General features: G+C 62.3%; 19 protein-coding genes. 5 read left to right on the forward strand and 14 right to left on the reverse strand.

Annotation, left to right across the window (positions count from 1 at the left end; genetic code table 11):
* Positions 1–65: 65 nt before the first annotated feature.
* From GCN75_RS26545 to GCN75_RS26580, 7 genes are all read right to left on the reverse strand, one after another.
* Positions 66–497 (reverse strand): ExbD/TolR family protein, encoded by a 432-nt coding sequence (locus tag GCN75_RS26545; protein WP_177886013.1) that lies wholly within the window; start codon positions 495–497, stop codon positions 66–68.
* Between the two features lie 105 nt (positions 498–602).
* Entirely contained in the window at positions 603–1,031 is a 429-nt protein-coding gene (locus GCN75_RS26550) for an ExbD/TolR family protein (RefSeq protein ID WP_152285027.1), read from the reverse strand.
* Between the two features lie 5 nt (positions 1,032–1,036).
* Positions 1,037–1,966 carry a MotA/TolQ/ExbB proton channel family protein gene (locus GCN75_RS26555; protein WP_226941586.1) on the reverse strand — a complete coding sequence of 310 codons (930 nt, stop codon included), beginning with the start codon at positions 1,964–1,966 and terminating at the stop codon, positions 1,037–1,039.
* An 86-nt stretch (positions 1,967–2,052) separates the two neighbouring features.
* Complete coding sequence (locus GCN75_RS26565) at positions 2,053–2,709, reverse strand: energy transducer TonB (RefSeq protein ID WP_034785244.1); 657 nt, start codon at positions 2,707–2,709, stop codon at positions 2,053–2,055.
* A 539-nt stretch (positions 2,710–3,248) separates the two neighbouring features.
* A complete protein-coding gene (locus GCN75_RS26570) occupies positions 3,249–4,850 on the reverse strand; it encodes a SpoVR family protein (protein WP_152285028.1) in 1,602 nt (533 codons plus the stop codon).
* Positions 4,850–6,118 carry a YeaH/YhbH family protein gene (locus tag GCN75_RS26575; RefSeq protein ID WP_152259151.1) on the reverse strand — a complete coding sequence of 423 codons (1,269 nt, stop codon included), beginning with the start codon at positions 6,116–6,118 and terminating at the stop codon, positions 4,850–4,852. Before GCN75_RS26575 ends, GCN75_RS26570 begins: the two co-directional genes overlap by 1 nt.
* Before the next feature lie 70 nt (positions 6,119–6,188).
* Positions 6,189–8,111, reverse strand: coding sequence for a PrkA family serine protein kinase (locus GCN75_RS26580; RefSeq protein ID WP_034785249.1), 1,923 nt, complete (start codon positions 8,109–8,111; stop codon positions 6,189–6,191).
* A 569-nt stretch (positions 8,112–8,680) separates the two neighbouring features.
* On the opposite strand from GCN75_RS26580, the gene GCN75_RS26585 reads away from it, so the two are divergent.
* Positions 8,681–9,712 (forward strand): adenosine deaminase, encoded by a 1,032-nt coding sequence (locus tag GCN75_RS26585; protein ID WP_152285029.1) that lies wholly within the window; start codon positions 8,681–8,683, stop codon positions 9,710–9,712.
* Between the two features lie 21 nt (positions 9,713–9,733).
* A complete protein-coding gene (locus tag GCN75_RS26590; protein WP_152285030.1) occupies positions 9,734–12,265 on the forward strand; it encodes an ABC transporter permease in 2,532 nt (843 codons plus the stop codon).
* A gap of 8 nt (positions 12,266–12,273) precedes the next feature.
* On the opposite strand, the gene GCN75_RS26595 is transcribed toward GCN75_RS26590, so the two are convergent.
* A complete protein-coding gene (locus GCN75_RS26595; protein ID WP_152285031.1) occupies positions 12,274–13,281 on the reverse strand; it encodes a response regulator in 1,008 nt (335 codons plus the stop codon).
* A gap of 3 nt (positions 13,282–13,284) precedes the next feature.
* Positions 13,285–14,589 (reverse strand): sensor histidine kinase, encoded by a 1,305-nt coding sequence (locus GCN75_RS26600; RefSeq protein ID WP_226941587.1) that lies wholly within the window; start codon positions 14,587–14,589, stop codon positions 13,285–13,287.
* A 173-nt stretch (positions 14,590–14,762) separates the two neighbouring features.
* Between GCN75_RS26600 and cqsA the strand changes: the two genes are divergently transcribed.
* Positions 14,763–16,007 carry an alpha-hydroxyketone-type quorum-sensing autoinducer synthase gene (gene cqsA, locus GCN75_RS26605; RefSeq protein ID WP_152285033.1) on the forward strand — a complete coding sequence of 415 codons (1,245 nt, stop codon included), beginning with the start codon at positions 14,763–14,765 and terminating at the stop codon, positions 16,005–16,007.
* 9 nt (positions 16,008–16,016) lie between these two features.
* Here cqsA and GCN75_RS26610 read toward each other — a convergent pair whose 3' ends face one another.
* Genes GCN75_RS26610 through GCN75_RS26620 form a run of 3 tightly spaced genes read right to left on the reverse strand, consistent with a single transcriptional unit; the run spans position 16,017 to position 18,169 of the window.
* Positions 16,017–16,484 (reverse strand): MarR family winged helix-turn-helix transcriptional regulator, encoded by a 468-nt coding sequence (locus GCN75_RS26610; RefSeq protein WP_152285034.1) that lies wholly within the window; start codon positions 16,482–16,484, stop codon positions 16,017–16,019.
* A gap of 57 nt (positions 16,485–16,541) precedes the next feature.
* On the reverse strand, positions 16,542–16,889 hold the full coding sequence (locus tag GCN75_RS26615) for a GIY-YIG nuclease family protein (RefSeq protein ID WP_152285035.1): 348 nt from the start codon (positions 16,887–16,889) through the stop codon (positions 16,542–16,544).
* An 11-nt stretch (positions 16,890–16,900) separates the two neighbouring features.
* Positions 16,901–18,169: an MFS transporter gene (locus GCN75_RS26620; protein ID WP_152285036.1), complete on the reverse strand. Its 1,269-nt coding sequence runs from the start codon at positions 18,167–18,169 to the stop codon at positions 16,901–16,903.
* A gap of 129 nt (positions 18,170–18,298) precedes the next feature.
* Here GCN75_RS26620 and GCN75_RS26625 point away from each other — a divergent pair, with 129 nt between their 5' ends.
* Both GCN75_RS26625 and rmuC read left to right on the forward strand, forming a co-directional pair.
* Positions 18,299–18,694 carry a group II truncated hemoglobin gene (locus tag GCN75_RS26625; protein ID WP_152285037.1) on the forward strand — a complete coding sequence of 132 codons (396 nt, stop codon included), beginning with the start codon at positions 18,299–18,301 and terminating at the stop codon, positions 18,692–18,694.
* A gap of 4 nt (positions 18,695–18,698) precedes the next feature.
* Positions 18,699–20,084: a DNA recombination protein RmuC gene (rmuC, locus tag GCN75_RS26630; protein WP_152285038.1), complete on the forward strand. Its 1,386-nt coding sequence runs from the start codon at positions 18,699–18,701 to the stop codon at positions 20,082–20,084.
* Between the two features lie 24 nt (positions 20,085–20,108).
* Here the strand turns inward: rmuC and GCN75_RS26635 are convergent, their stop codons facing one another.
* Together GCN75_RS26635 and GCN75_RS26640 are read right to left on the reverse strand one after the other, a co-directional pair.
* Positions 20,109–20,891, reverse strand: coding sequence for a hypothetical protein (locus GCN75_RS26635; protein WP_152285039.1), 783 nt, complete (start codon positions 20,889–20,891; stop codon positions 20,109–20,111).
* A gap of 57 nt (positions 20,892–20,948) precedes the next feature.
* Entirely contained in the window at positions 20,949–21,230 is a 282-nt protein-coding gene (locus GCN75_RS26640; RefSeq protein ID WP_152285040.1) for a PEPxxWA-CTERM sorting domain-containing protein, read from the reverse strand.
* Between the last annotated feature and the right edge of the window lie 90 nt (positions 21,231–21,320).

The following is a 21,320-nucleotide window of genomic DNA, read 5'->3' on the forward strand; positions in this document are numbered from 1 at the left end:
AGTAAAAAGCGAATAGGCAGGAAGTCCTGCCTATTCGGATGTAAAGAGAACCTGATTGCTGCAGCTTACTGGAATTGTTCGTTGCCGACCAGACCGATTTTGGTCACGCCCAGACGCTGCGCCGACGCCATCACACCGGCGACGACTTTGTATTCCACCAGCTTGTTCGGACGCAGATGCACTTCCGGCTGGTCTGCTTGCGCAGCAACGTTGCTCAGCTTGGCTTCCAGCGAAGCGCGGTCAGGAATGACCTGATTGTCCCACAGGATCGTACCGTCAAAATCGACATCGATCGTGACGACCACTGGTTCGGTTGTCGGTGGCGGCGGTGTGCCGACCGGCATGTTCAAGTTCACCGAGTGGTTTTGCTTAGGAATCGTGATGATCAACATGATAATCAGCACCAGCATCACGTCGATGAGGGGCGTCATGTTCAGTTCCATCATTGGTTCCGGATCCGCGCCTGCAGCGCTTCCCGAACCGACATTCATACTCATAGTGTTTCCTTTAAGAAGTCCAACGAAGCACCGGGCGAAACTGCCGCCCGGTCAGCTTCCGGCAGTGGCATCCCCATGTTGCCGGGACGCCGCTGCCAGTTGCTATCAGCCCTTGTCAGGTGGTTCGGTGATGAAGCCGACCTTCTGGATCCCGGCACGTTGGGTCGTGTAAATAACCCGGCCGATCGATTCGTAGCGTGTTTCTTGGTCGCCACGAACGTGTACTTCCGGCTGCGGTACTTTCACTGCTTCAACTTTAAGATAATCGAACAGTTCGTTCGTGTCTTTCAGTTTGGTCTGGCCCAGGTAGATCTCGCCGTCCTTGTTAACAACGATGTTAACGTTCTCTGGTTTGGTTTGCAGGGCTTGATTGGCCTCAATCGGCAGATCGATTTTCTGCAGCTTGAGGACAACCGGACTCGTGATCAAGAAAATGATCAGCAAAACCAACATGATGTCGACGAGCGGCGTCGTGTTGATTTCTGACATTACTTGATCTTCATCTCCGCTGTCGGAGCCGACGGACATCGACATGATTCTTATCCGATCTTTTTAGCGCCGGCAGCACGGCCAGCTTCGCTGGTCGACATTACGCCGGAAACCAGAACCGAGTGAACGTCGGCGCTGAACGAGCGGATGTCTTCCATTGCGGATTTGTTACGACGAACCAGCCAGTTGTAACCCAGAACGGCAGGAACGGCGACCAGCAGACCGAAAGCGGTCATGATCAGTGCTTCACCAACTGGACCTGCAACTTTGTCGATCGATGCGTTACCGGTCATGCCGATAGCGGTCAGCGCGCCGTAAATACCCCAAACGGTACCGAACAGACCGATAAACGGTGCGGTCGAACCAACGGTTGCCAGGAACGACAGGCCATCTTGCAGACGCGATTGGACTTTGTCCGAAGCGCGCTGGATCGACATCGTCACCCAGGTCGACAGGTCGATTTGTTCCAGCAGGGCGCCGTCATGGTGAGCCGTTGCTTTGGTGCCCGATTCAGCGATGAAGCGGAATGGCGAGCCTTCGCTCAGGGTTGCCGAACCAGCAGCGATCGAAGGAGCTTTCCAGAATTTGGAAGCGGCTTCTTTGGCTTGCTTGAAGATCTTCATTTGATCCAGCAGTTTCGTGATGATGATGTACCAGCTGCCGATCGACATGATGGACAGGATGATCAGGGTAGCGCGTGGCACGAAACCGCCGTCCCATACTGCGGACAGGCCGAACGGGTTGTGCACTTCTTCGGTTTTGGCTGGAGCGGCTGCGTCAGCGGCTGGAGCTGCTGCGTCTGCTGCTGGAGCGGCTGCATCTGCGGCAGCTGGTGCTGGTGCAGCGTCTGCCGCAGGAGCCGAAGCGGCAGCCGATGCTGGCGCGTCAGCGAATGCCGGTGCTGCTACCAGAGCGGTAGTAGCGGTGACGGACAACAGAACCGCGGCAAAAAATGCGGACAAACGGGTATTCTTAAACATGCTTCCTCCAAAATTAAAAATAACAGATCGCTGAACGTAATGACAACGAAATCATGGTGTGAGACAGGGGATAACTGTCTCGGGTTTTAATCCAGCGACCAAACGTATTGCATTTGCTGCCAGCCTTGTTCCGGCTTGCCGTCTACTGTTGCCGGCTTAAATGTACAGCGGCTGATACCTTGCACCGCAGCTTTGTCCAGGTCTCTGAAGCCGCTGGACTTCACGATCTTCGAATCAGCGACCTTGCCGTCTACACCGATCAGGAACGACAGTGTCACCACACCGGTTTCCTCATTGCGCTGCGACGACTTTGGATAAGCCGGTTTTTCGCAGACACTGAAGTCAACCACGGCCGGCGTACGCACCGATTTGGCTGGTCCAGGAGTTGGCGCAGGCTGTGCAGGCGGTGCTGGCGGTGCCAATACATTCGTGGCTGGCTTCACAGCAGTCGTATTTGCAATCACGTTCTGCTGTGGTGGCGGCTGCTGCACGTTCACCTCGACTGGCGGAATGAATGGCGGCGGTGGCGCCTTCATTTCTGGCGGCGGTGGTGGCGGTGGAAGATCCTTCGGTGGAGGCGGTTTGACTTCCTCGATAATCTTGGTTTCAACCGGTTCCATCATTTTGGTAACTAACCGCTTGCCCAAGCCCGTCGCGATCCCGTAAGCCGCGAGAACGTGCAGCAGGACAACGACAGTTATGCCTGTGTAGTTCTTGGGACTTTTCTCGTTCGAAAAATTCATGCCTGCTTTCTCCAAATACCATCTCTTGTCTTGCAACTGAACCCCAAAATGACGACACAAAGCTCCAGCCGTATCCGGGACGTCGCCGAATTATACATACGAATTCTTTATTTTACACAGATTTTTAACGCCTAAAACCGGTTAAATTTTTGGCGCTTTTGCGCCCTGAAAACGTACTTGCTTATGTCATCTTTGCACGCTTTCGGACATAAAAAAAGGCGGTCTTATCTGTTTTTTACAGCCGTTTTGGGCTACTACTGCTAAGTTCTTCCATGTGCCCATATGGCGGAATTATATTTCGTGATATTCAATATGGAAACTGCTAAATTTGGAGGAAAATCTTTCTTTTTGGAAATGTTTTGCCTCGGAACCAGACCACTTAGCCTTGCACACGCACCAAACGGGTGCGAAAGGAACTTCATCCAGGTCAAAAAAGACGGCCCCGGCGGCCGTTTTGACGCCGCCAGGCCATATTGAATTCCTATGTAGGCATAGGATGCGCTTATATTCTTGCTAAAATTCTTGCCAAGAAGATCATGTTATGGCCGTGCCGGCGGATCGTCGCGCCGGTTGCGCTTCTCGCGCCGGCAATTCAAGGTGCCCAGGACCACGCCCTCGGGATCGACCGTATCGAGGTGCACATCGAAGCCCCATAGCCTTGCCACGTGTTTGATCACTTCCGCCGCCTGTTGGTTCAATGGACGGCGCTGGAATTGGGTATGGCGCAAGGTCAGTGCGCGGTCGTCGCGCGTATTGACGGACCAGACCTGGATGTTCGGCTCGCGGTTGCCCAGGTTGTACTGCTCCGCCAGCTGCTGGCGCACGTAGCGGTAGCCGGCATCGTCGTGGATGGCGGAAATGGCCAGTTTCTCATTCTTGTCGTCGTCGAGCACGGCAAAGAAATGGAATTCGCGGATCAGCTGGGGCGACAGGTACTGGGCGATGAAGCTTTCATCCTTGAAATTGCGCATGGCAAAGTCCAGGCTCTTGCGCCAGTCGGTGCCGGCCATGTCGGGGAACCAGGCGCGGTCTTCGTCGGTCGGGTGCTCGCAGATGCGGCGGATGTCGCTCATCATGGCAAAACCCAGCGCATACGGATTGATGCCGCTGTAATGGGGACTGTCGATGGGCGGCTGGTAGACCACGTTGGTATGGCTTTTCAGAAACTCCATCATGAAACCGTCGCCCACCACGCCTTCGTCGTACAGCTGGTTGAGTATCGTGTAGTGCCAGAACGTGGCCCAGCCCTCGTTCATCACCTGGGTTTGCCGCTGCGGATAGAAGTACTGGGATATCTTGCGCACGATGCGCACCATCTCGCGCTGCCAGGGTTCCAGCAGCGGCGCATACTTTTCGATGAAGTACAGCAGGTTTTCCTCGGGTTCGGGCGGAAAGCGGGGCGCCGCCTTGCGCTGTTCGCCGTCATCCTCGTCCTCGTCGCGCCGGGGCAGGGTGCGCCACAGCTGGTTGATCTGCGACTGCACGTATTCTTCGCGCTCCTTCTGGCGCGCATACTCCTTCGCCATCGACAGTTTCGCGGGGCGCTTGTAGCGGTCCACGCCATAGTTCTGGATGGCGTGGCAGGAATCGAGCAGCAATTCCACGGCGTCGACGCCATGGCGCTGTTCGCATTCGGCAATGTAATTCTTGGCAAACACCATATAGTCGATGATGGCGTCCGCATCCGTCCAGGCGCGGAACAGATAGTTGCCCTTGAAGAAGGAGTTGTGGCCGTACGCCGCATGCGCGATCACCAGCGACTGCATGGTCAGGCTGTTTTCCTCCATTAAATAGGCGATGCAAGGGTTCGAGTTGATGACGATCTCGTAGGCCAGGCCCATCTGCCCCCGCTTGTAGCTTTTCTCGGTCGACAGGAAATGCTTGCCGAACGACCAATGGTTGTACGAGACGGGCATGCCGACCGAGGTGTAGGCATCCATCATCTGCTCGGCCGTGATGATTTCCAGCTGGTTCGGATAGGTGTCGAGGCCGAACTGTTTCGCCACCCGGCGGATTTCCTCGTGGATTTGCTCGATCAGTTCGAACGTCCATTCCGACTGCTCGGGCAGGGCGTTCGGATGGCGCAGGCGCACGAACGGTTCGCCCGGGGTGTTGCTGGCGCGGTCAAAGGCTGCACTCATCATTTCACCTGTTTCTTGAACAGTTCGCGGAAGACCGGGTAGATATCGGCCGGCGTGACGATCTTTTGCATGGCGAAATGGGCGTGGTGGTCGAGCACGCCCGCGTACTGCTCCCACAGGTTTTGCTGCGGGCCGTCCGTGATCTCGACGTAGGTGTAGTACTGCACCTTGGGCATGATGGTGTTGATCAGCAACTGGCGGCACAGCACGGAATCGTTGTCCCAGTTGTCGCCGTCGGACGCCTGCGCCACATAGCTGTTCCATTGCCCGGCGCCATAGCGTTCGTCGATGATGGTATTGAGCAAGTGCAAGGCGGAGGATACGACGGTGCCGCCCGACTCGCGCGAATTGAAGAATTCATGCTCGCTCACTTCCGCGGCCGCCGTATGGTGGCGGATGAAGACCACCTCGATCTTGTCGTAGGCGCGCTTGAGGAACAGATACAGCAGGATGAAGAAGCGCTTGGCCGTATCCTTGCGCGACTCGTCCATGGAACCGGACACGTCCATGATACAGAACATCACGGCTTGCGTCATGGGCTTGGGCACCTTGATGCGGTTGCTGTAGCGCAAGTCGAACGGGTCGATGAAGGGGATGGCCAGCAGGCGCGTATGCAGGTGGTGGATCAAACGGCGCAGCTCCACCACGAGGGGATCGCTGTCGGGCACGCCTTCGTGCAGCAGTTCGGCCAGTTCTTCCTCGGCGCGCGCCAGTTGCTTGCGGGCGCCGCCGCCGACGGCGATGCGCCGGCCCAGCGCGCCGCGCAGGGAACGCAGCACATGGATGTTCGATGGCGTGCCCGACATATTGTAGCCGGCGCGCTGGTTCTTGAATTCCGTCGTGGCCGTCAGCTGGGTTTTCACCATGTGCGGCAACTCCAGGTCCTCGAAGAAATAATTCATGAATTCTTCGCGCGACAATTCGAAGATGAAGTCGTCTTCCGTCGTCTCGTCGCTATTGCCCGCCTTGCCCCGTCCGCCGCCACCGCCGCCTTTCGGGCGGGCGATCTGGTCGCCCTTCAGGTATTCCTTGTTGCCGGGATTGACCACTTCCCATACGCCGCCATGCGCGTGGCCGAACGCGGGTTCGCCCACGTCCTTGACGGGGATGCTGACCTTCTCGCCATTCTCGACGTCCGTGATCGAGCGTCCCTTGATGGCGCGCCCCACGGCATCCTTGATCTGGCCCTTGTAACGCCGCAGGAAACGCTCGCGGTTGACGGCGGATTTGTTCTTGCTTTGCAAGCGCCTGTCGATGAGGTATGTCAAAGGGTGCCTCCTTGCTTCTCGTCTTGCGCGCCCCGCCCGTCGCCGGACGGGAGCGCGCCCGCTGTCCGCGCTAGGATGACTTGCGTACGCGCAAGTACCATTCGCATAACAGGCGTACCTGCTTGGCCGTGTAGCCTTTTTCCACCATGCGGGCCACGAAGTCGGCGTGCTTGTTGGCATCGTCGGCGCTGGCCTTGGCATTGAAGGAAATCACGGGCAGCAATTCCTCCGTATTCGAAAACATTTTCTTCTCGATCACGGTGCGGAACTTTTCATAACTGGTCCAGGCGGGATTCTTGCCGCCGTTCGACGCCCGCGCGCGCAAACCGAAGTTGACGATTTCGTTGCGGAAGTCTTTCGGATTGGAAATGCCCGCCGGCTTCTCGATCTTCTCGAGTTCATTGTTCAGCGATTCGCGGTCGAAGCTTTCGCCCGTGTCCGGATCGCGGTATTCCTGGTCCTGTATCCAGAAATCGGCAAACGTCACGTAGCGGTCGAAGATGTTCTGGCCGTATTCCGAATAGCTTTCCAGGTAAGCCGTCTGGATCTCCTTGCCGATGAATTCCACATAGCGCTGCGCCAGGTGCTCTTTTATATAGGAGAAGTAGCGCTGCTCGAGTTCCGGCGCGAACTGCTCGCGCTCGACCTGCTGTTCCAGTACATATAATAAGTGCACAGGATTGGCGGCCACTTCGGAATTGTCAAAGTTGAACACTTTCGACAGGATCTTGAAGGCAAAGCGCGTCGACAGCCCGTTCATGCCCTCGTCCACGCCCGCGTAATCGACGTATTCGTGCATGGACTTGGCTTTCGGGTCCGTATCCTTGAGGTTTTCGCCATCGTAGACGAGCATCTTCGAGAAGATGCTGGAGTTTTCCGGGTCTTTCAGGCGCGACAGGATGGCGAACTGCGCCATCATGCGCAGGGTGCCGGGCGCGCACGGGGCCTTGACCAGCGAGGAGTTGGCCACCAGCTTGTCGTAGATCTTGATTTCATCGGACACGCGCAGGCAGTACGGCACCTTGACTATATAGATACGGTCAAGAAACGCCTCGTTGTTGCGGTTGTTCTTGAACGTCTTCCATTCCGACTCGTTCGAGTGGGCCAGGATGATGCCGTCGAACGGAATGGCGCCGAAACCTTCCGTGCCCTTGTAATTGCCTTCCTGCGTGGCCGTCAGCAAGGGGTGCAGCACCTTGATGGGGGCCTTGAACATTTCCACGAATTCCATCAGGCCCTGGTTGGCCAGGCACAGGCCGCCCGAATAGCTGTAGGCGTCCGGGTCGTCCTGCGCATAATCTTCCAGCTTGCGGATGTCGACCTTGCCCACCAGCGAGGAAATATCCTGGTTGTTTTCATCGCCCGGTTCCGTTTTCGAGATGGCGATCTGTTTCAGCACGGATGGATAGCGCTTGACGACGCGGAACTGGTTGATGTCGCCATTGTATTCATGCAGGCGCTTGACGGCCCACGGGCTGGGGATGTTGCGCAGGTAGCGGCGGGGGATGCCGTAATCCTCTTCCAGGATGGTGCCGTCCTCTTCCTCGTTGAACAGGCCCAGCGGCGATTCGTTGACGGGCGAGCCTTTCAGGCAGTAGAAGGGCACGTGTTCCATCAGCGACTTGAGCTTTTCCGCGATCGACGACTTGCCGCCGCCCACTGGCCCCAGTAAATACAGGATCTGCTTGCGTTCTTCCAGGCCTTGCGCCGCGTGGCGGAAGTAGGAGACCACCTGCTCGATGACTTCCTCGGTGCCGTAGAACTCGCGGAAGGCGGGGTAGATCTTGATGATCTTGTTGGCGAAGATGCGCGACAGGCGCGTATCGTTGCGCGTGTCGACCAGCTGCGGCTCGCCGATGGCGGCCAGCATGCGTTCGGGCGCGCTGGCATACGTCAGCTTGTCCTTCTTGCACAGGGCCAAGTACTCGGTGAGCGACATTTCCTCTTCGCGGGTGCGCTCGTAGCGTGCTGCATAGTTATCAAAAATGGTCATGTCAATGTCCTTTAATGTAAACCTGAACTGCCAGTCACCATGGCCGCCCGCCTGCCACTCGCCTGGGCTTGCCGTCTGAACTTTTCCTGTACCCCGTATCGATTTTTATTGTTGTTTCAAGCCCGGCTGTCTTTGCGAGTCCGGATTGCCCGGACCAAAAAACTGGCGCTTGATGCCGTGTGCTGACGTGGCCAGCCGGCTTTTTTTCACTGTTGATAGCGCTTGTTGCACCTACTTTTACCCCATGAAATTTATTATTGCTCTAAAGGATCAGGAAGTCAAAAGATATGTCAGCATATCCTTAATACTTGTTTGTAAATTGTTGATTTAATTGGATAAAACATCAAATTTTCCAGCGATTTCAATGAACCTTTTTGTGCCTTTTAAACCATCATACGACAATTCGCTGGCGCGTGCCGGTGCCGGCCATGGCGCTGCCGCGGCCAGCGCCGTGGCGCCCGGGCGCCGGTGAGGCGGGCCATCTTGCGCTAAGATGCCTGCATGTTTGATGGCCCTACGCGCCCCGCGTGCCTGCCAGCATTGTTATCGACACCCTATAAGGAACACCCATGATGAACCCACAATTGCGCGCGATCGTACGCGGCATGCCGAAGGCCGAGCTGCATATCCATATCGAAGGCTCGCTGGAACCGGAATTGATTTTCGCACTGGCCGAACGCAATGGCGTGCCACTGGGTTATGAATCGGTGGAACACTTGCGCAGCGCCTATGCTTTTACGGATTTGCAGTCTTTTCTCGACATTTATTACGCTGGCGCAAGCGTGCTCTTGAAAGAGCAGGATTTCTACGACATGACGCGCGCCTATCTGCTGCGCGCCGAGGCCGATAACGTCTTGCACACGGAAATATTCTTCGATCCGCAAACGCACACGGCGCGCGGCGTGCCCATCGCCGACGTGATCAACGGCATCTACCGCGCCTGCCAGGACAGTCCCGTCAGCGCGGCCCTGATCCTGTGCTTCCTGCGCCATTTGAGCGAAGCGGAAGCCATCGAGACCCTGGAAGATGCCTTGCCGCACCGCGACAAATTCATCGGTATCGGTCTCGATTCCTCGGAAGTGGGCAACCCGCCCGAGAAATTCTCGCGCGTGTTTGCCCGTTGCCGCGAGCTGGGCCTGCACCTGGTGGCCCACGCGGGCGAGGAGGGCCCGCCCGCCTACATCCGCACGGCGCTCGACGACCTGCAGGTGGAACGCATCGACCACGGCGTGCGCTGCCTGGAAGACGCGGAACTGACGGCCCGCCTGGCGCGCGAACAGGTCGCGCTGACCGTGTGCCCGCTGTCGAACACCAAGCTGCGCGTGTTTGACCAGATGCATGACCATAACCTGGTGCAACTGCTCGACGCGGGCCTGCTGGTGACGGTGAACTCGGACGATCCCGCGTATTTCGGCGGCTACATGAACGACAATTTCGACGCCATCTTCGATGCCTTGCCGCTGGGCCTGTCCCACGCGCAGCGCCTGGCGCGCAACGGTTTCATCGCCGCCTTCCTGCCGCAGGCGCAGAAAGACGCCTTCCTCGCGACCGTCGATGCGTATTTCGCGCAGCACGCCGCCGCCCACGGCAGCGCGCAGTAACTCTATAAAGACCCGCCGCCCATGCTCCGCCTCTCCCTGAAAATGACCGGACGCGACTGGCGCGCCGGGCAACTGCGTTTCCTGCTCGTCGCCCTGATCGTGGCCGTGGCGGCCCTGTCGGCCGTGGGCTTTTTCGTCGACCGCCTGCGCGCGGGCCTGAACCGCGACGCGCACCAGCTGCTGGGCGCCGACCTGGTCATCAGCGCCGACCAGCCCGTCAATGGGGCATGGCGGGCCGAGGCGCAGAGGCGCGGTTTCATCCTGGCCGACACGGTGACGTTTCCCAGCATGGCGCAGGCGGGCGAGGGCGAACAGTCGCTGTCGCAGCTGGCGTCCATCAAGGCCGTCTCGCCCGGCTACCCGCAGCGGGGCAAGCTAAAAATCACGACGAAGCCGAGCGAGGCGCAGGATGCCGTGGGCCAGCCCACCAGCCAGGTGCCGGCGCCGGGCACCGTGTGGGTCGATGCGGCCATCCTCTCCAGCCTGAAGGCAAAGCTGGGCGACACCCTGACCCTGGGCGACAAGGCATTTACCGTCACGCAACTGATCGCCAGCGAGCCGGACCGCGGCGCCTCGTTCCTGAATTTCGCTCCCCGCGTGATGCTGCCCTTGAGCGACCTGGCCGCCACGGCGCTGGTACAGAACGGTTCGCGCGTGTCCTATCGCTTGCTGCTGTCGGCGCCGCCCGCCAAGGCGGCCGAGCTTGCGCAATATCAAGCCTGGCTGGAAAGCCAGATCAAGACGCAGGCCATCAAGGGCGTGCGCATCGAATCGCTGGAATCGGGCAGCCCGCAGATGCAATCGACCCTGGACCGCGCCGACCGTTTCCTGTCCCTCGTCGGCCTGCTGTCGGCCATGCTGGCCGCCGTCGCCGTGGCCATGGCGGCGCGCCGCTTCATGCTGCGCCACCTGGACGCCTGCGCCATGCTGCGCTGCCTGGGCCTGACGCAAAACCAGGTGACGGCCATGTACGTGATCGAATTTTTGCTCGTCGGCCTGGCCGGCAGCGTGGTGGGCGTGGCCGTGGGTTTCGGCGGCCACCTGGTGCTGCTGGAACTGCTGGGCAAGCTGGTGCAGAGCGACTTGCCGCCCGTCTCCATGCTGCCCGCGTTGCAAGGCGTGGCCACCGGCATGCTGTTGCTGCTGGGCTTTGCCCTGCCGCCGATTCTGCAATTGCGCAATGTTCCCCATAACCGAGTCATCCGCCGCGAACAGGAGCCGCCGCAGGCGCTGGCCCTGGCCACCTACGGCCTGGGCATTGCCGCCTTCGTCGTGCTGCTCTTGTGGCAGGCGGGCGACGTGAAGCTGGCCTTGCTGACGGCGGCCGGCTTCCTGGGCGGCTTCGCCCTGTTCGGCCTGGCCGGCTGGCTGGGCATCCGCTCGCTGAAAACCCTGCGCGGCGCCTTCAACCACCAGGGCTGGCGCTTTGCCGTCACGTCCTTGCAGCGCCGTCCGGGCGCCACCGTCATCCAGGTGGTGTCGCTGGCCCTGGGCCTGATGGCCTTGTTGCTGCTGACGGTGGTGCGGGGCGACTTGATGGTGGCCTGGCGCAATGCCACGCCGCCCGATGCGCCGAACCGCTTCATGATCAATATCCTGCCCGAGCAGAAAGACCCGATTGCCGCGCGCCTGGCCCAGGCCGGCGTCGCCAACGCGCCTTTGTATCCGATGATACGGGGGCGCCTGGTGGCCGTGAACGGCAACGTCATCACGGAAAGCACTTACGAGGATGACCGCGCCAAGGGCCTGGCCGACCGCGAATTCAACCTGTCGACGATGGCCGCCATGCAGGAAGAAAACAAGCTCGTTGCCGGCAAGTGGTTCAGCAATGCAGCAGGCGCACCTGCCGAAGCGTCGGTGGAAGAGGGCATCGCCAAGACCTTGAAGCTGAAGCTGGGCGACAAGCTGCGCTTCGACATCGCGGGCCAGCCCGTGGAGGCGGCCATTACCAGTTTGCGCAAGCTGGAATGGGGTTCGATGCGCGTCAATTTCTTTGTCATCATCAATCCGGCCGCCATGGCGGACACGCCGCAGACGTGGATCACGGCCTTTCACCTGCCGCCCGCGCAGGCAGACCTGGGCAACGTCCTGCTGCGCGACTACCCGAACCTGACGGTGGTGGACGTGGGCGGCGTGCTGAAACAGATTCAGGGCGTGCTGGACCAGGTGGTGACGGCCGTGGAATTCCTGTTTGCCTTCACCCTGGCGTCGGGCTTGCTGGTGCTGTATGCCGCCTTGATGGGTTCGCAGGACGAGCGCACGCGCGAGGCGGGCCTGCTGCGCGCGCTGGGCGCCACGCGGCGCCAGCTGGCGCAGGCGCAGCTGATCGAGTTTTCGCTCGTGGGCGCGCTGGCCGGCTTGCTGGCGGCCACGGGCGCGGCCGCCATGGGCTGGGCCCTGGCCACCTACCAGTTCAAGTTCGCCTGGAGCTTCGCCCCCGGCGTGTGGGCTTTCGGCCTGCTGGCCGGCGCCCTGTGCGCGATCGCCGGCGGTTGGCTGGGCTTGCGCAATGTCTTGAAGCATCCGCCGCTGCAGACCCTGCGCGAAGGCTGAGTTAGCAATTACGCGTTGACGCTGTCGCCCGCGCCTGCGCGCAGGAATTGCGCGTAGGACATGACGGGCTGCCCCAGCTGGTGCGCGGGCACGTCGAACAGGGCCCAAAAGTAAGTCACGCGACCCAGGCAGATGGTGGGCGCGGCGCAGTAGCGGAACCAGTTTTCGCCGATCTGCGCCGCATACATGCCGTCGCTGTCGGCATCGGAAAAATACGGAATCACGCGCATTTCCAGCAGGGCCAGCAGCAGTGACTCGGGCGCGTCGCTGTCGCGCGCCATTTCGTACTGCGTGTGCAGGCTGCGCTCCGTCTCGATGATCATCAGCTTGGCGTGGCCGTCGCGCGTGAAGAACAGGATGCCGCTGGGATTGGGAAAAATATAGTATTCGACGAAACCATGGCGCTGGCACAGCTCGTGCACGACGGCGGCCAGTGCTTCGTCTTGCAGGAAACTGTAGTCGTGCAGCATCAGCAAGTCGCGCACGGTCTCCGATTGCTGCAGGAAGAATTCGCGCTGCAGCGCATGGATTTCCTGTTCCAGGATGTCGAGCGCATCGTCGTCGCTCTTCTTGATGTAGCGGTCGATCAAGCCCCGGTTGAAGGCCGTCACGGCCACCTTTTCATCGGCTGCGCCCGTAAATAGAATCTTTTTGCACGGCAAGTCGCGCACGGCCTGGCAGAATTCCAGGCCATTCATCTGCGGCATCGAATAATCGATGACCAGCACGGACGGCACGGCAAAGCGCTGCGCCTGGCCGCTGATGCGCCAGATGCGTTCGATGTCGAGCGCCACATTGCACTGGTCGGGCGGCAGGTTTTGCGTGTCGAAGTTGACGTGCAGGGGCGTTTCGCCCAGCTGCGTGCTGTGGCGCAGCCAGTGCAGCGCACTGCTCGTGTCGTGGAAGGTCTTGCGCGCCAGGCCCGGATCGAGCTGGAACGCCAGGCTTTTCAGGAAGGAATCGCTGTCGTCGATCAATACGGTCAGGGTCGGATGGGTGTAGACGGGCAGTTGCATGCGTCACCTCGCGCGTTGGATGGATGGAAAACGGTGGTGCGTGGGCATGGGCTGGGGAAACTCCAGCACGAAGATGGCGTAAGCGCCTTCGCGCGCGACGCAGCGGATGCGCGCCTGCCAGGCTTGCATGATTTGCCGGCACAGGGCCAGGCCGATGCCGCTGCCATTGTGCGCGGGATACGAATAGAAGCGGTCGAAGATCAGCGGCAGGCGGCTGGCCGCGATGCCGCAGCCCGTGTCGATGAACAGCAGGCGCGGCACGGGATGGGCGCCGTCGATGATGATGCGCACGCGTCCCTTGCCCGCGCGCTGGATGCTTTTCAAGGCATTGCGCAGCAGGTTCAGCAGGATCACCACGCACAGTTCGGACTGGCCCGGAAACTGGAAATCGGCGCGCACGTCGACCTTGACGATGTCGCGCTGCGCCGTGCTGGTAAACGGATAGCGGCGCAGCACGGCCGCCACGCTGTCGTGCATGGCCACCGTTTCATTGGCTTCGAGCTTGCGGTTGACGGCGCTGGCGCTGAGCAGGAACAAATCGATCATGTGGTGCATATGGCGCACTTCGAACTGGATGCGCGCCAGCGCTTCCACGCTGGCCGCGTCGGGCGGCGGGCCTTCCCCGTCGCGCTGCAGCCCGCGCTGCAGGCCGCGCACATTTGCTTCGACGCTGACCAGGGGCGTGCGCAATTCGTGCGCCACGCTGCCCAGGCCGGCCGCCAGTCCGGCCAGTTTTTCCTGCGCGCCCACGTGGCGCCCCACCTTGACCACGGACAGCACGGCCAGCGTGAACCAGTGCACGGGCAATTGCTGCAACACTTCACGGCTGAGCAGGAAGGCCGGATCGCCGGCCACGGCAAACGCCAGGCAGGCCAGCAGGGTGCCGCTCAGGTAGGCGAGCATGGCGATGCGCGCATCGAAGTGGAACAGCACGATCAGCGCCACCAGCAGCGAATGCGTCCACATGGCCGAGGCGTGGTTCATGAGGAACATATACGTGAAGAAAAACGGCAGTTCGAAGGTCAGCCCCAGGAACAGGTAGAGGCTGAACCAGGTATTGCTGAAGCGGCCAGGCCATAGCGCGGGCAGGAACAGCAAGGCCGCCACGGTGCGCAGCAGCAGCGATTCATATTCTTGCGGAAAGAGGTATGTCCACAGCGCGTAGTACAGGGGCATGCCCAGCGCGCCGATGACGGCCAGCGTGCGCACCTGGGCGCGCCGCACGGGCGTGTGTTCGATGGCGTCGTGGAAATGCAGGAAAGGCTGGAGCAGCCTGCCTTGCCAGCGGGTTCCGGAGGGGGACTGCACGTGCATCATGGTCAGGGGATGTGTTCGTTGAAGCGTGTCAATACAACATGATCGGCGGGTTCCCTCGTAACCAGCGCAATATCGGCATAACTGTTGAGCTGTATCAATCTCTTGCCGAATGGCTCGCGCATGTTGGACGCGGTAGTTCCCCCCGCAACCAATCAGGAGTTCCTATGCCACACGCCCATTTCCCCCTGACATCGAGTGCTGTCCCCGCCGAACAACAATTGCCTGCCTTCGTGCGCGCGCGTATGGATGAACATTACGTCGAACGCATCGACAAGCTGCTTGGCGGCGAACATCTGCATGCATGGCAAGCGATGCCGGCCGATGCGGTCATGCTGGCTGGCAATGACTATCTGCACATCGCGGGCGAGCCGGCGCTGCTGGCGGCCCAGGCCCGCGTCTTGCAGGGCGGCGGCGCCATGCTGATGTCGTCCGTGTTCCTGCAGGAAGGCAGCCGCCAGCACCGCCTCGAACACACGCTGGCGGATTTTCTCGGCAGCGAGGCGTGCGTGCTGGCGCAATCGGGCTGGGCCGCCAACGTGGGCTTGCTGCAAAGCCTGGCCGGCCCCGGCATACCCGTGTACCTGGACATGCTGGCGCACGCTTCGCTGTGGGAAGGCGTGCAGTCGGCGCAAGCCGTGCCCGTGGCATTCCTGCACAACGATGTCGCCCATCTGCAGCGCCAGCTCGACAAGCATGGCCCCGGCATCATCGTCGTCGACGCGCTGTACAGCACGAATGGCAGCGTGGCGCCGCTGCTGGAGATGCTGGAAATCGCCGAGCGCAGCGGCAGCATGCTGATCGTCGACGAATCGCACTCGCTGGGCACGCACGGTCCGCAGGGCGCGGGCCTGGTGGTGGAGCTGGGCCTGGCCGGGCGCGTGCATTTCCGCACGGCGTCGCTGGCCAAGGCCTTTGCGGGCCGGGCCGGGCTGATCACCTGTTCGGCCCGTTTCAAGGGTTACTTTTTGTCCGCCTCGCGGCCCGCCATCTTCAGTTCCTGCCTGCTGGAACACGAGCTGGCGTGGTTCGACGCGGCGCTCGGCTTCATCCGCACGGCCGATGCCCGCCGCGCCGCGCTGCGCCGCCACAGCGTGCAGCTGCGCCAGGGATTGATGGATCTCGGCTACAACGTCAGCGACGGCACGGAGCAGATCATCGCGCTGGAAGCGGGCAGCGAACCCGATACCTTGATCCTGCGCAAGGCGCTGCAGCGGCACGGCATCTACGGCGCCGTCTTCTGCGCGCCGGCCACGCCGAAAAACCGTTCGCTGGTGCGCCTGACCCTGAACGCGGGCTTGCGCGAGGACGAGTGCGCGCGCGTGCTGGCCGCCTGCGCCGCCATCCGCGAGGAAACGGGCATGGCGCGCTGGCCGTCGACGCGGCGCCTGCGCAAGCTGGCGCTGGTGTGAGGGAGAATATCAGCCGTTGGCGGGCTGGCTGCCGGCGATGGCGCCCAGCAGCATGGACAGGGGGGCCAGCTGCTCCGCGCTGGCATTGCCCAGCAATTCCTGGCCCAGCGCCTGCGCCGTCGCATCGGCGTGGACCAGCAGCGCCTGTCCTGCCGCCGTGATGACGGCGTAGCCGACGCGGGCATCGCGCGCATCGGCCTGGCGCGCCACCAGGCCGATTTTTTCCAGCGGCATCAGCGAGCGCGTGATGCCGGACGCCGTCAGCGCCAGGCGTTCGGCCAGGTCGATGCGGCGCAGGCGGCCGCCCGGCGCACGCTGCAACTGGTACAGCAATTGATAATCGCTGAAGCTCAGGCCGTGCAAATTGCCCAGGATGCTGTCGAAGCGGCGCACCAGCACGGCCTGGGCGCGCGCCAGGCGCAGGCAGAAGTCCAGCGCGCTGGCGCCGTCCGGCGGCGGGGTAGTGGAATCGGTCATGGTTTTCTTTGAGTTGACTGCGCAGTGCTTGAGTGCGCAAGTGTAACGCATGGCCGCTCAATAGCGTGCCTGTCCCTGCTCCAGCAATTGCTCCTGGTGCAGCGCCAGCAGGGCGTCGAGTTCGGCGTCCGCATCGAAGGCGGGATCGTCGGGCACCGTCACGGCATCGAGCAGCTCGAAGCGGAAGGCCCCTTCTCCATCGCGCCGCCAGTCCGCCTGCAGGCGGGCGTTGCGGTGCGCGCCCAGATTGAGTTCGAAGCGGTGGCGGTTCAGCGCACCGGGCGCATTGCGGCTGCGTTCGAGCAGGGTGCGTCCGCTGGGCACGTGATGCAGCGCGATGATGCCCAGCGCTGGCGCTTGTTGCCGGTAGGCCGCTTTCAGGGCCGCTTGTCGTGTTTTATCCATGGGGAACTTTCTCAAGGTGATGCTACGGAAGTGCTGCCCGCGATGCGGGGGATGTCCGTCCACAGGACGGCGGCCACGGCGGCGGCCAGCAGCATGGCGCCGCCGGCGCAGAACAGTTCGCCCACGCTCAGGCGGCGCAGCAGCGCGCCCGTGGCCGCTGCCGACAGGGGCGCCAGGCCCAGGAAGATGGCCATGAACAAGGCCATCGCCCGGCCCAGCATGGCGGGCGCCACGCGCCGCTGTATCCACGTAAAGATGGCCACCTGCACATAGCCGCCCAGCAGGCCGGTGACGGCCAGCAAGGCCGCGCCTTGCCAGGCAGTGCCGATCTGGCCCAGCGCCATCAGCAGCACGCCCACGACGGCATCGACGAGCAGCAGGGTGGCGCCGAAATGGCGGCGCAGCCAGGCGCCGCCCAGGCCGGACGCCAGCATGCCGGCCAGGGTGCCCGCGCCATGCGTGCCCATCAGCAAACCGAGGGCCGCAGCGCCGTGCAGGCGCTCGCTGGCCAGCACGGGCAAGGCCACTTGCAGCGGTCCCATGACGAAGAACGCCACGACGGCCCAGTAGATATAGCAGCTGCGCAAGGGCAGGTCGCGCCACACCATGGCCAGGCCCGCCGCCATGTCGCGCCACATGGCTTGCGGGGCGCCGGCCGCTGCCGGAGGACGCAGCCTGACTTGTTGCAAGGTCCAGGCGGAGAACGCAAACGTCAGCGCATCGATGGCAAAGGCGGCGGCCAGCGCCGCCATGCCTGTGCGCTGCGCGCCAGCGTGGGCGCCCAGCACGAGCGCCGCCAGCAGGGGACCGGCCAGCAAGGACAGCTGGCGCGCGCCCATCTGCAGGCTGTTGGCCGTCTGCAGCGATTGCGGCGGCACGGCTTGCGGCAGGATGGCCGTGCCGGCAGGAATGGCGAAGGCGGAAGCGATGCCCAGCGCCAGCGCGGCTGCGTACGCCAGCGCCAGGCTGGCCTGGCCCAGCATCAGCAGCCCGGCCAGGGCCAGCAGGATGGCGGCATTGGCTAATTTGCTCGCCAACAGCACGCGCCGCGGCGAGTAGCGGTCGGCAACCGTGCCGCCCAGCAAGATGAGCACGGCGCGCGGGGCGCCCATCAGGGCGACGGCAATGCCCAGGCTGAGGCTATCGCCCGTCAGGCTCAGCACGAGCCAGGGCAGGGCCAGCATGCTGAACTGGTCGCCCAGCATGGACACGAGGCCGCCGCCCAGCAGCCAGCGGAAGTTGGTATTGCGCATCAAGTGGGGTGGGGCGGTGGTCGGCATGCTCTTTGTCCGTATTTAAAAATTGCATAGTAGTTGATAAAAGCTTGAGTAGTCAAGTATATTGCCATTTATTACGGCAGCAGCAGCGGCGCCGCGTGGGGCGCCGGCGCTTGCGCTATCATGGCGGCCATGACTGATACCACTGCCCTCACCCTGTACGAGACCATCGGCGGCGCCCCCGTGCTGCGCGACATGGTCGACCGTTTTTATGACTTGATGGAACTGGAACCGGAGTTTGCCGGCATCCGCGGCATGCATCCGCCGTCGACGGATGGTTCGCGCGACAAGCTGTATTTCTTCCTCACGGGCTGGATGGGCGGACCGGATCTGTATATCGAGAAATTCGGCCATCCGCGCCTGCGCGCGCGCCACTTGCCCTACGCCATAGGCACCAGCGAGCGCGACCAGTGGCTGCGCGCCATGGCCTGGGCCATGGAAGATGCGGGCATCGAAGAGTCCTTGCGCGTGCGCCTGATGGAATCGTTCTATCAGACGGCCGACTGGATGCGCAACAAACCGGATTGATTCCATGAGCCCAATCGAGTTTTACAGCCTGCTGGGCGCCGCCATCGTCGCCATCGTCTTGTTGATCCTGATCTTGCTGCGCCCCCGCGGCGCGGCCGGCGACGGTGCCACCACCCTGGCGCTGGTGCAGCAGCACCAGCAGCAAAGCCTGGACCGCATCGACCGGGTCGAGCGCGAAGTGCGGCTGCAGCTGCAGGCGTCGGCGCAGGCCACGCGGCAAGACCTGGCCACCAGCCTGGCGCAATTCCAGGCGGCGACCCTGCAGCAGCTCGACAGCCTGCGCACACAGATGCAGGCGCAGGGCAAAGTCGGGCGCGAGGAACAGGCGCAAAGCCTGGCGCGCTTTGCCGACAGCACCAACCAGACCCTGGCGCAGCTGACGGAATCGAATGCGCAGCGCATGCTGGAAGTGCGCGCCACCCTGGAAAACAAGATCCGCGACTTGCAGGCTGACAATGGCGCGCGCCTGGAAGAGATGCGCAAGACGGTCGATGAAAAGCTGCACGCCACCCTGGAGACGCGCCTGACTGCCTCGTTCCAGCAAGTGTCGGAGCGGCTGGAAAAAGTCCACCAGGGCCTGGGCGAGATGCAGCAGCTGGCGCTGGGCGTGGGCGACCTGAAGCGGGTGCTCACCAACGTCAAGACGCGGGGCACGTGGGGCGAAGTGCAGCTGGAAATGCTGCTGGAGCAGGTACTCACTGTCGACCAGTACGCAAAGAACGTGGAAACCGTGCCGGGCAGCGGCGCGCGCGTGGAATTTGCCTTGAAGCTGCCGGGCCTTGCCGACGGTGGGCCGCCCGTGTGGATGCCCATCGATGCGAAGTTCCCCAAGGAACAATACGAACGCCTGGTCGAGTCGGCCGAGCGCGCCGATGCGGAAGGCGTGGCCCTGGCCGGGCGCGAGCTGGAACGGGCCGTGCGGGGCGAAGCGAAGACCATCGCGGACAAATACCTGGCGCCGCCGCAGACGACGGATTTCGCCATCCTGTTCCTGCCTACGGAAGGCCTGTATGCGGAAGTGCTGCGCCGCCCGGGCCTGGCCGACGAATTGCAGCGCGTGCACCGCGTCAGCATCGCGGGGCCCTCGACCCTGACGGCCTTGCTGAACAGTCTGCAGATGGGTTTCCGCACCCTGGCGCTGGAAAAGCGTTCGTCCGAAGTGTGGCAGGTGCTGGGCGCCGTCAAGACGGAATTCGGCAAGTTCGGCGACGTGCTGTCGCAAACCCGGCTGACCCTGGAAAAGGCGGCGAAGAATATCGAAAACGCGGAAGTGCGCAGCCGGCAGATGGCGCGCAAATTGAAATCCGTGGAAGCCTTGCCGGGCGAGGCGGCCGCCTTGCTGCTGGGTAAGGCGGACGCGGGGCTGTCCGCCGAGGCGGATGGCGAATAATACCGGCCCGCTCGCGGCGGCCGGCTAGGCTTGCTGGTCTTGCGCCATCTGGCGGTTGACGATGTCAGCGGTGATGCTGCCAGGTGCATTGAGCTCGCGCTGCGCCAGCGCGCGCATGGCGTCATTCGCCAGGCCGGCGAGCAAGGCGGCGCACAGCGCGTCGGCCTCGGCGCCGTGTCCCTGCCCGCGCAGCACGGCAACGGCGATCCGCACGTCTTTCACCAGATTCATCAACTCCGCCGCCAGGCGCGGTGGCCTGCCTGGAGCAGGAAACAGGGGGTGGCTGGCGGCCAGGGCATTGACCATGTCGAGGTGTGCGAGCGGCGCGGTGCGATAGCGCTCCGCCAGCGCGAAATTGCCTGACTCGACGACGGCTGGCAGGGCTTGCCACGCATACTGGCGCGCCAGTTCGGGGGCGCTGGCGTCCAGCTGGGCAAACAGCTCGGCGGTGGAGCGGGTATCGCCCAGCGTGTCGTTCATTTCGGCGATGAGGGAAAAGCGCGATGCGCGCGGGAAGACGAATTCTGCCTGCGGCGTACTGCCGCCATCGCGTCCCCAATGGAGGTCCCCTGCCAGCAGCAGCCGTATCTGTTCGTCGCGCGCATTCTTCAAAGCATGTCGCGCGGGCGGATACAGCTCAGCCAAGAACTGCCACTCCAGCATGAGCATGAAATGGCCCGGGCGAGTCGCAGCAATGGCTTGAGCGGTCTCGGCAAACAACTGTTGCAACAGCACGAGCGCATCGGCGTGCAGGCCTTCTTCGCGCAGTGTCATCAGGCGTGTCAAACGGTTGTCGATGCCGCGCATGGAGATCCTTGTCTGGAATGCTCCATGGTAGCAAATAAACATGGGGCTGGCCATGCATCATAGGCCATGCCGTGCGCGCTTGGCGCCGGCCAGCAGCGCCAGTCCGGCCAGCAGCATGGCCCAGGTTTGCGGTTCCGGCACGGCCGGCAGCACGCTCGAGCCCGTGGGCGGCATCATGGGCAGGATGACGATGGGCGTATACGGCTCGATGATGCTGCTGCCGCGCGGTGCGGGTCCGCCGCCGCCGCTGCGTCCATCGCCCAGGCTCGATGGCAGCGCCGGGTTGCTGGCGGGATCGAGCGCTGGGTGCGGCGCGCAAGCCATCTGGGTGGGCGGCATGGTGCAACGCAGCACCTGAACGGGGCATGCTGCACCAGCACAAGGCAAGCGAGACAGAGGCCAAAAGATAATCAACCAGGAAACAACAGT

The organism is Janthinobacterium violaceinigrum, from assembly GCF_009208555.1.
In the GTDB taxonomy this organism is placed as follows: domain Bacteria; phylum Pseudomonadota; class Gammaproteobacteria; order Burkholderiales; family Burkholderiaceae_D; genus Janthinobacterium; species Janthinobacterium violaceinigrum.

Coding starts and splice junctions, on each gene's coding strand:
- GCN75_RS26545 (WP_177886013.1), bottom strand. CDS start 497: ATGAGTATGAATGTCGGTTCGGGAAGCGCTGCAGGCGCGGATCCGGAA.
- GCN75_RS26550 (WP_152285027.1), bottom strand. CDS start 1,031: ATGTCGATGTCCGTCGGCTCCGACAGCGGAGATGAAGATCAAGTAATG.
- GCN75_RS26555 (WP_226941586.1), bottom strand. CDS start 1,966: ATGTTTAAGAATACCCGTTTGTCCGCATTTTTTGCCGCGGTTCTGTTG.
- GCN75_RS26565 (WP_034785244.1), bottom strand. CDS start 2,709: ATGAATTTTTCGAACGAGAAAAGTCCCAAGAACTACACAGGCATAACT.
- GCN75_RS26570 (WP_152285028.1), bottom strand. CDS start 4,850: ATGAGTGCAGCCTTTGACCGCGCCAGCAACACCCCGGGCGAACCGTTC.
- GCN75_RS26580 (WP_034785249.1), bottom strand. CDS start 8,111: ATGACCATTTTTGATAACTATGCAGCACGCTACGAGCGCACCCGCGAA.
- GCN75_RS26585 (WP_152285029.1), top strand. CDS start 8,681: ATGATGAACCCACAATTGCGCGCGATCGTACGCGGCATGCCGAAGGCC.
- GCN75_RS26590 (WP_152285030.1), top strand. CDS start 9,734: ATGCTCCGCCTCTCCCTGAAAATGACCGGACGCGACTGGCGCGCCGGG.
- GCN75_RS26595 (WP_152285031.1), bottom strand. CDS start 13,281: ATGCAACTGCCCGTCTACACCCATCCGACCCTGACCGTATTGATCGAC.
- cqsA (WP_152285033.1), top strand. CDS start 14,763: ATGCCACACGCCCATTTCCCCCTGACATCGAGTGCTGTCCCCGCCGAA.
- GCN75_RS26610 (WP_152285034.1), bottom strand. CDS start 16,484: ATGACCGATTCCACTACCCCGCCGCCGGACGGCGCCAGCGCGCTGGAC.
- GCN75_RS26615 (WP_152285035.1), bottom strand. CDS start 16,889: ATGGATAAAACACGACAAGCGGCCCTGAAAGCGGCCTACCGGCAACAA.
- GCN75_RS26620 (WP_152285036.1), bottom strand. CDS start 18,169: ATGCCGACCACCGCCCCACCCCACTTGATGCGCAATACCAACTTCCGC.
- GCN75_RS26625 (WP_152285037.1), top strand. CDS start 18,299: ATGACTGATACCACTGCCCTCACCCTGTACGAGACCATCGGCGGCGCC.
- rmuC (WP_152285038.1), top strand. CDS start 18,699: ATGAGCCCAATCGAGTTTTACAGCCTGCTGGGCGCCGCCATCGTCGCC.
- GCN75_RS26635 (WP_152285039.1), bottom strand. CDS start 20,891: ATGCGCGGCATCGACAACCGTTTGACACGCCTGATGACACTGCGCGAA.
- GCN75_RS26640 (WP_152285040.1), bottom strand. CDS start 21,230: ATGCCGCCCACCCAGATGGCTTGCGCGCCGCACCCAGCGCTCGATCCC.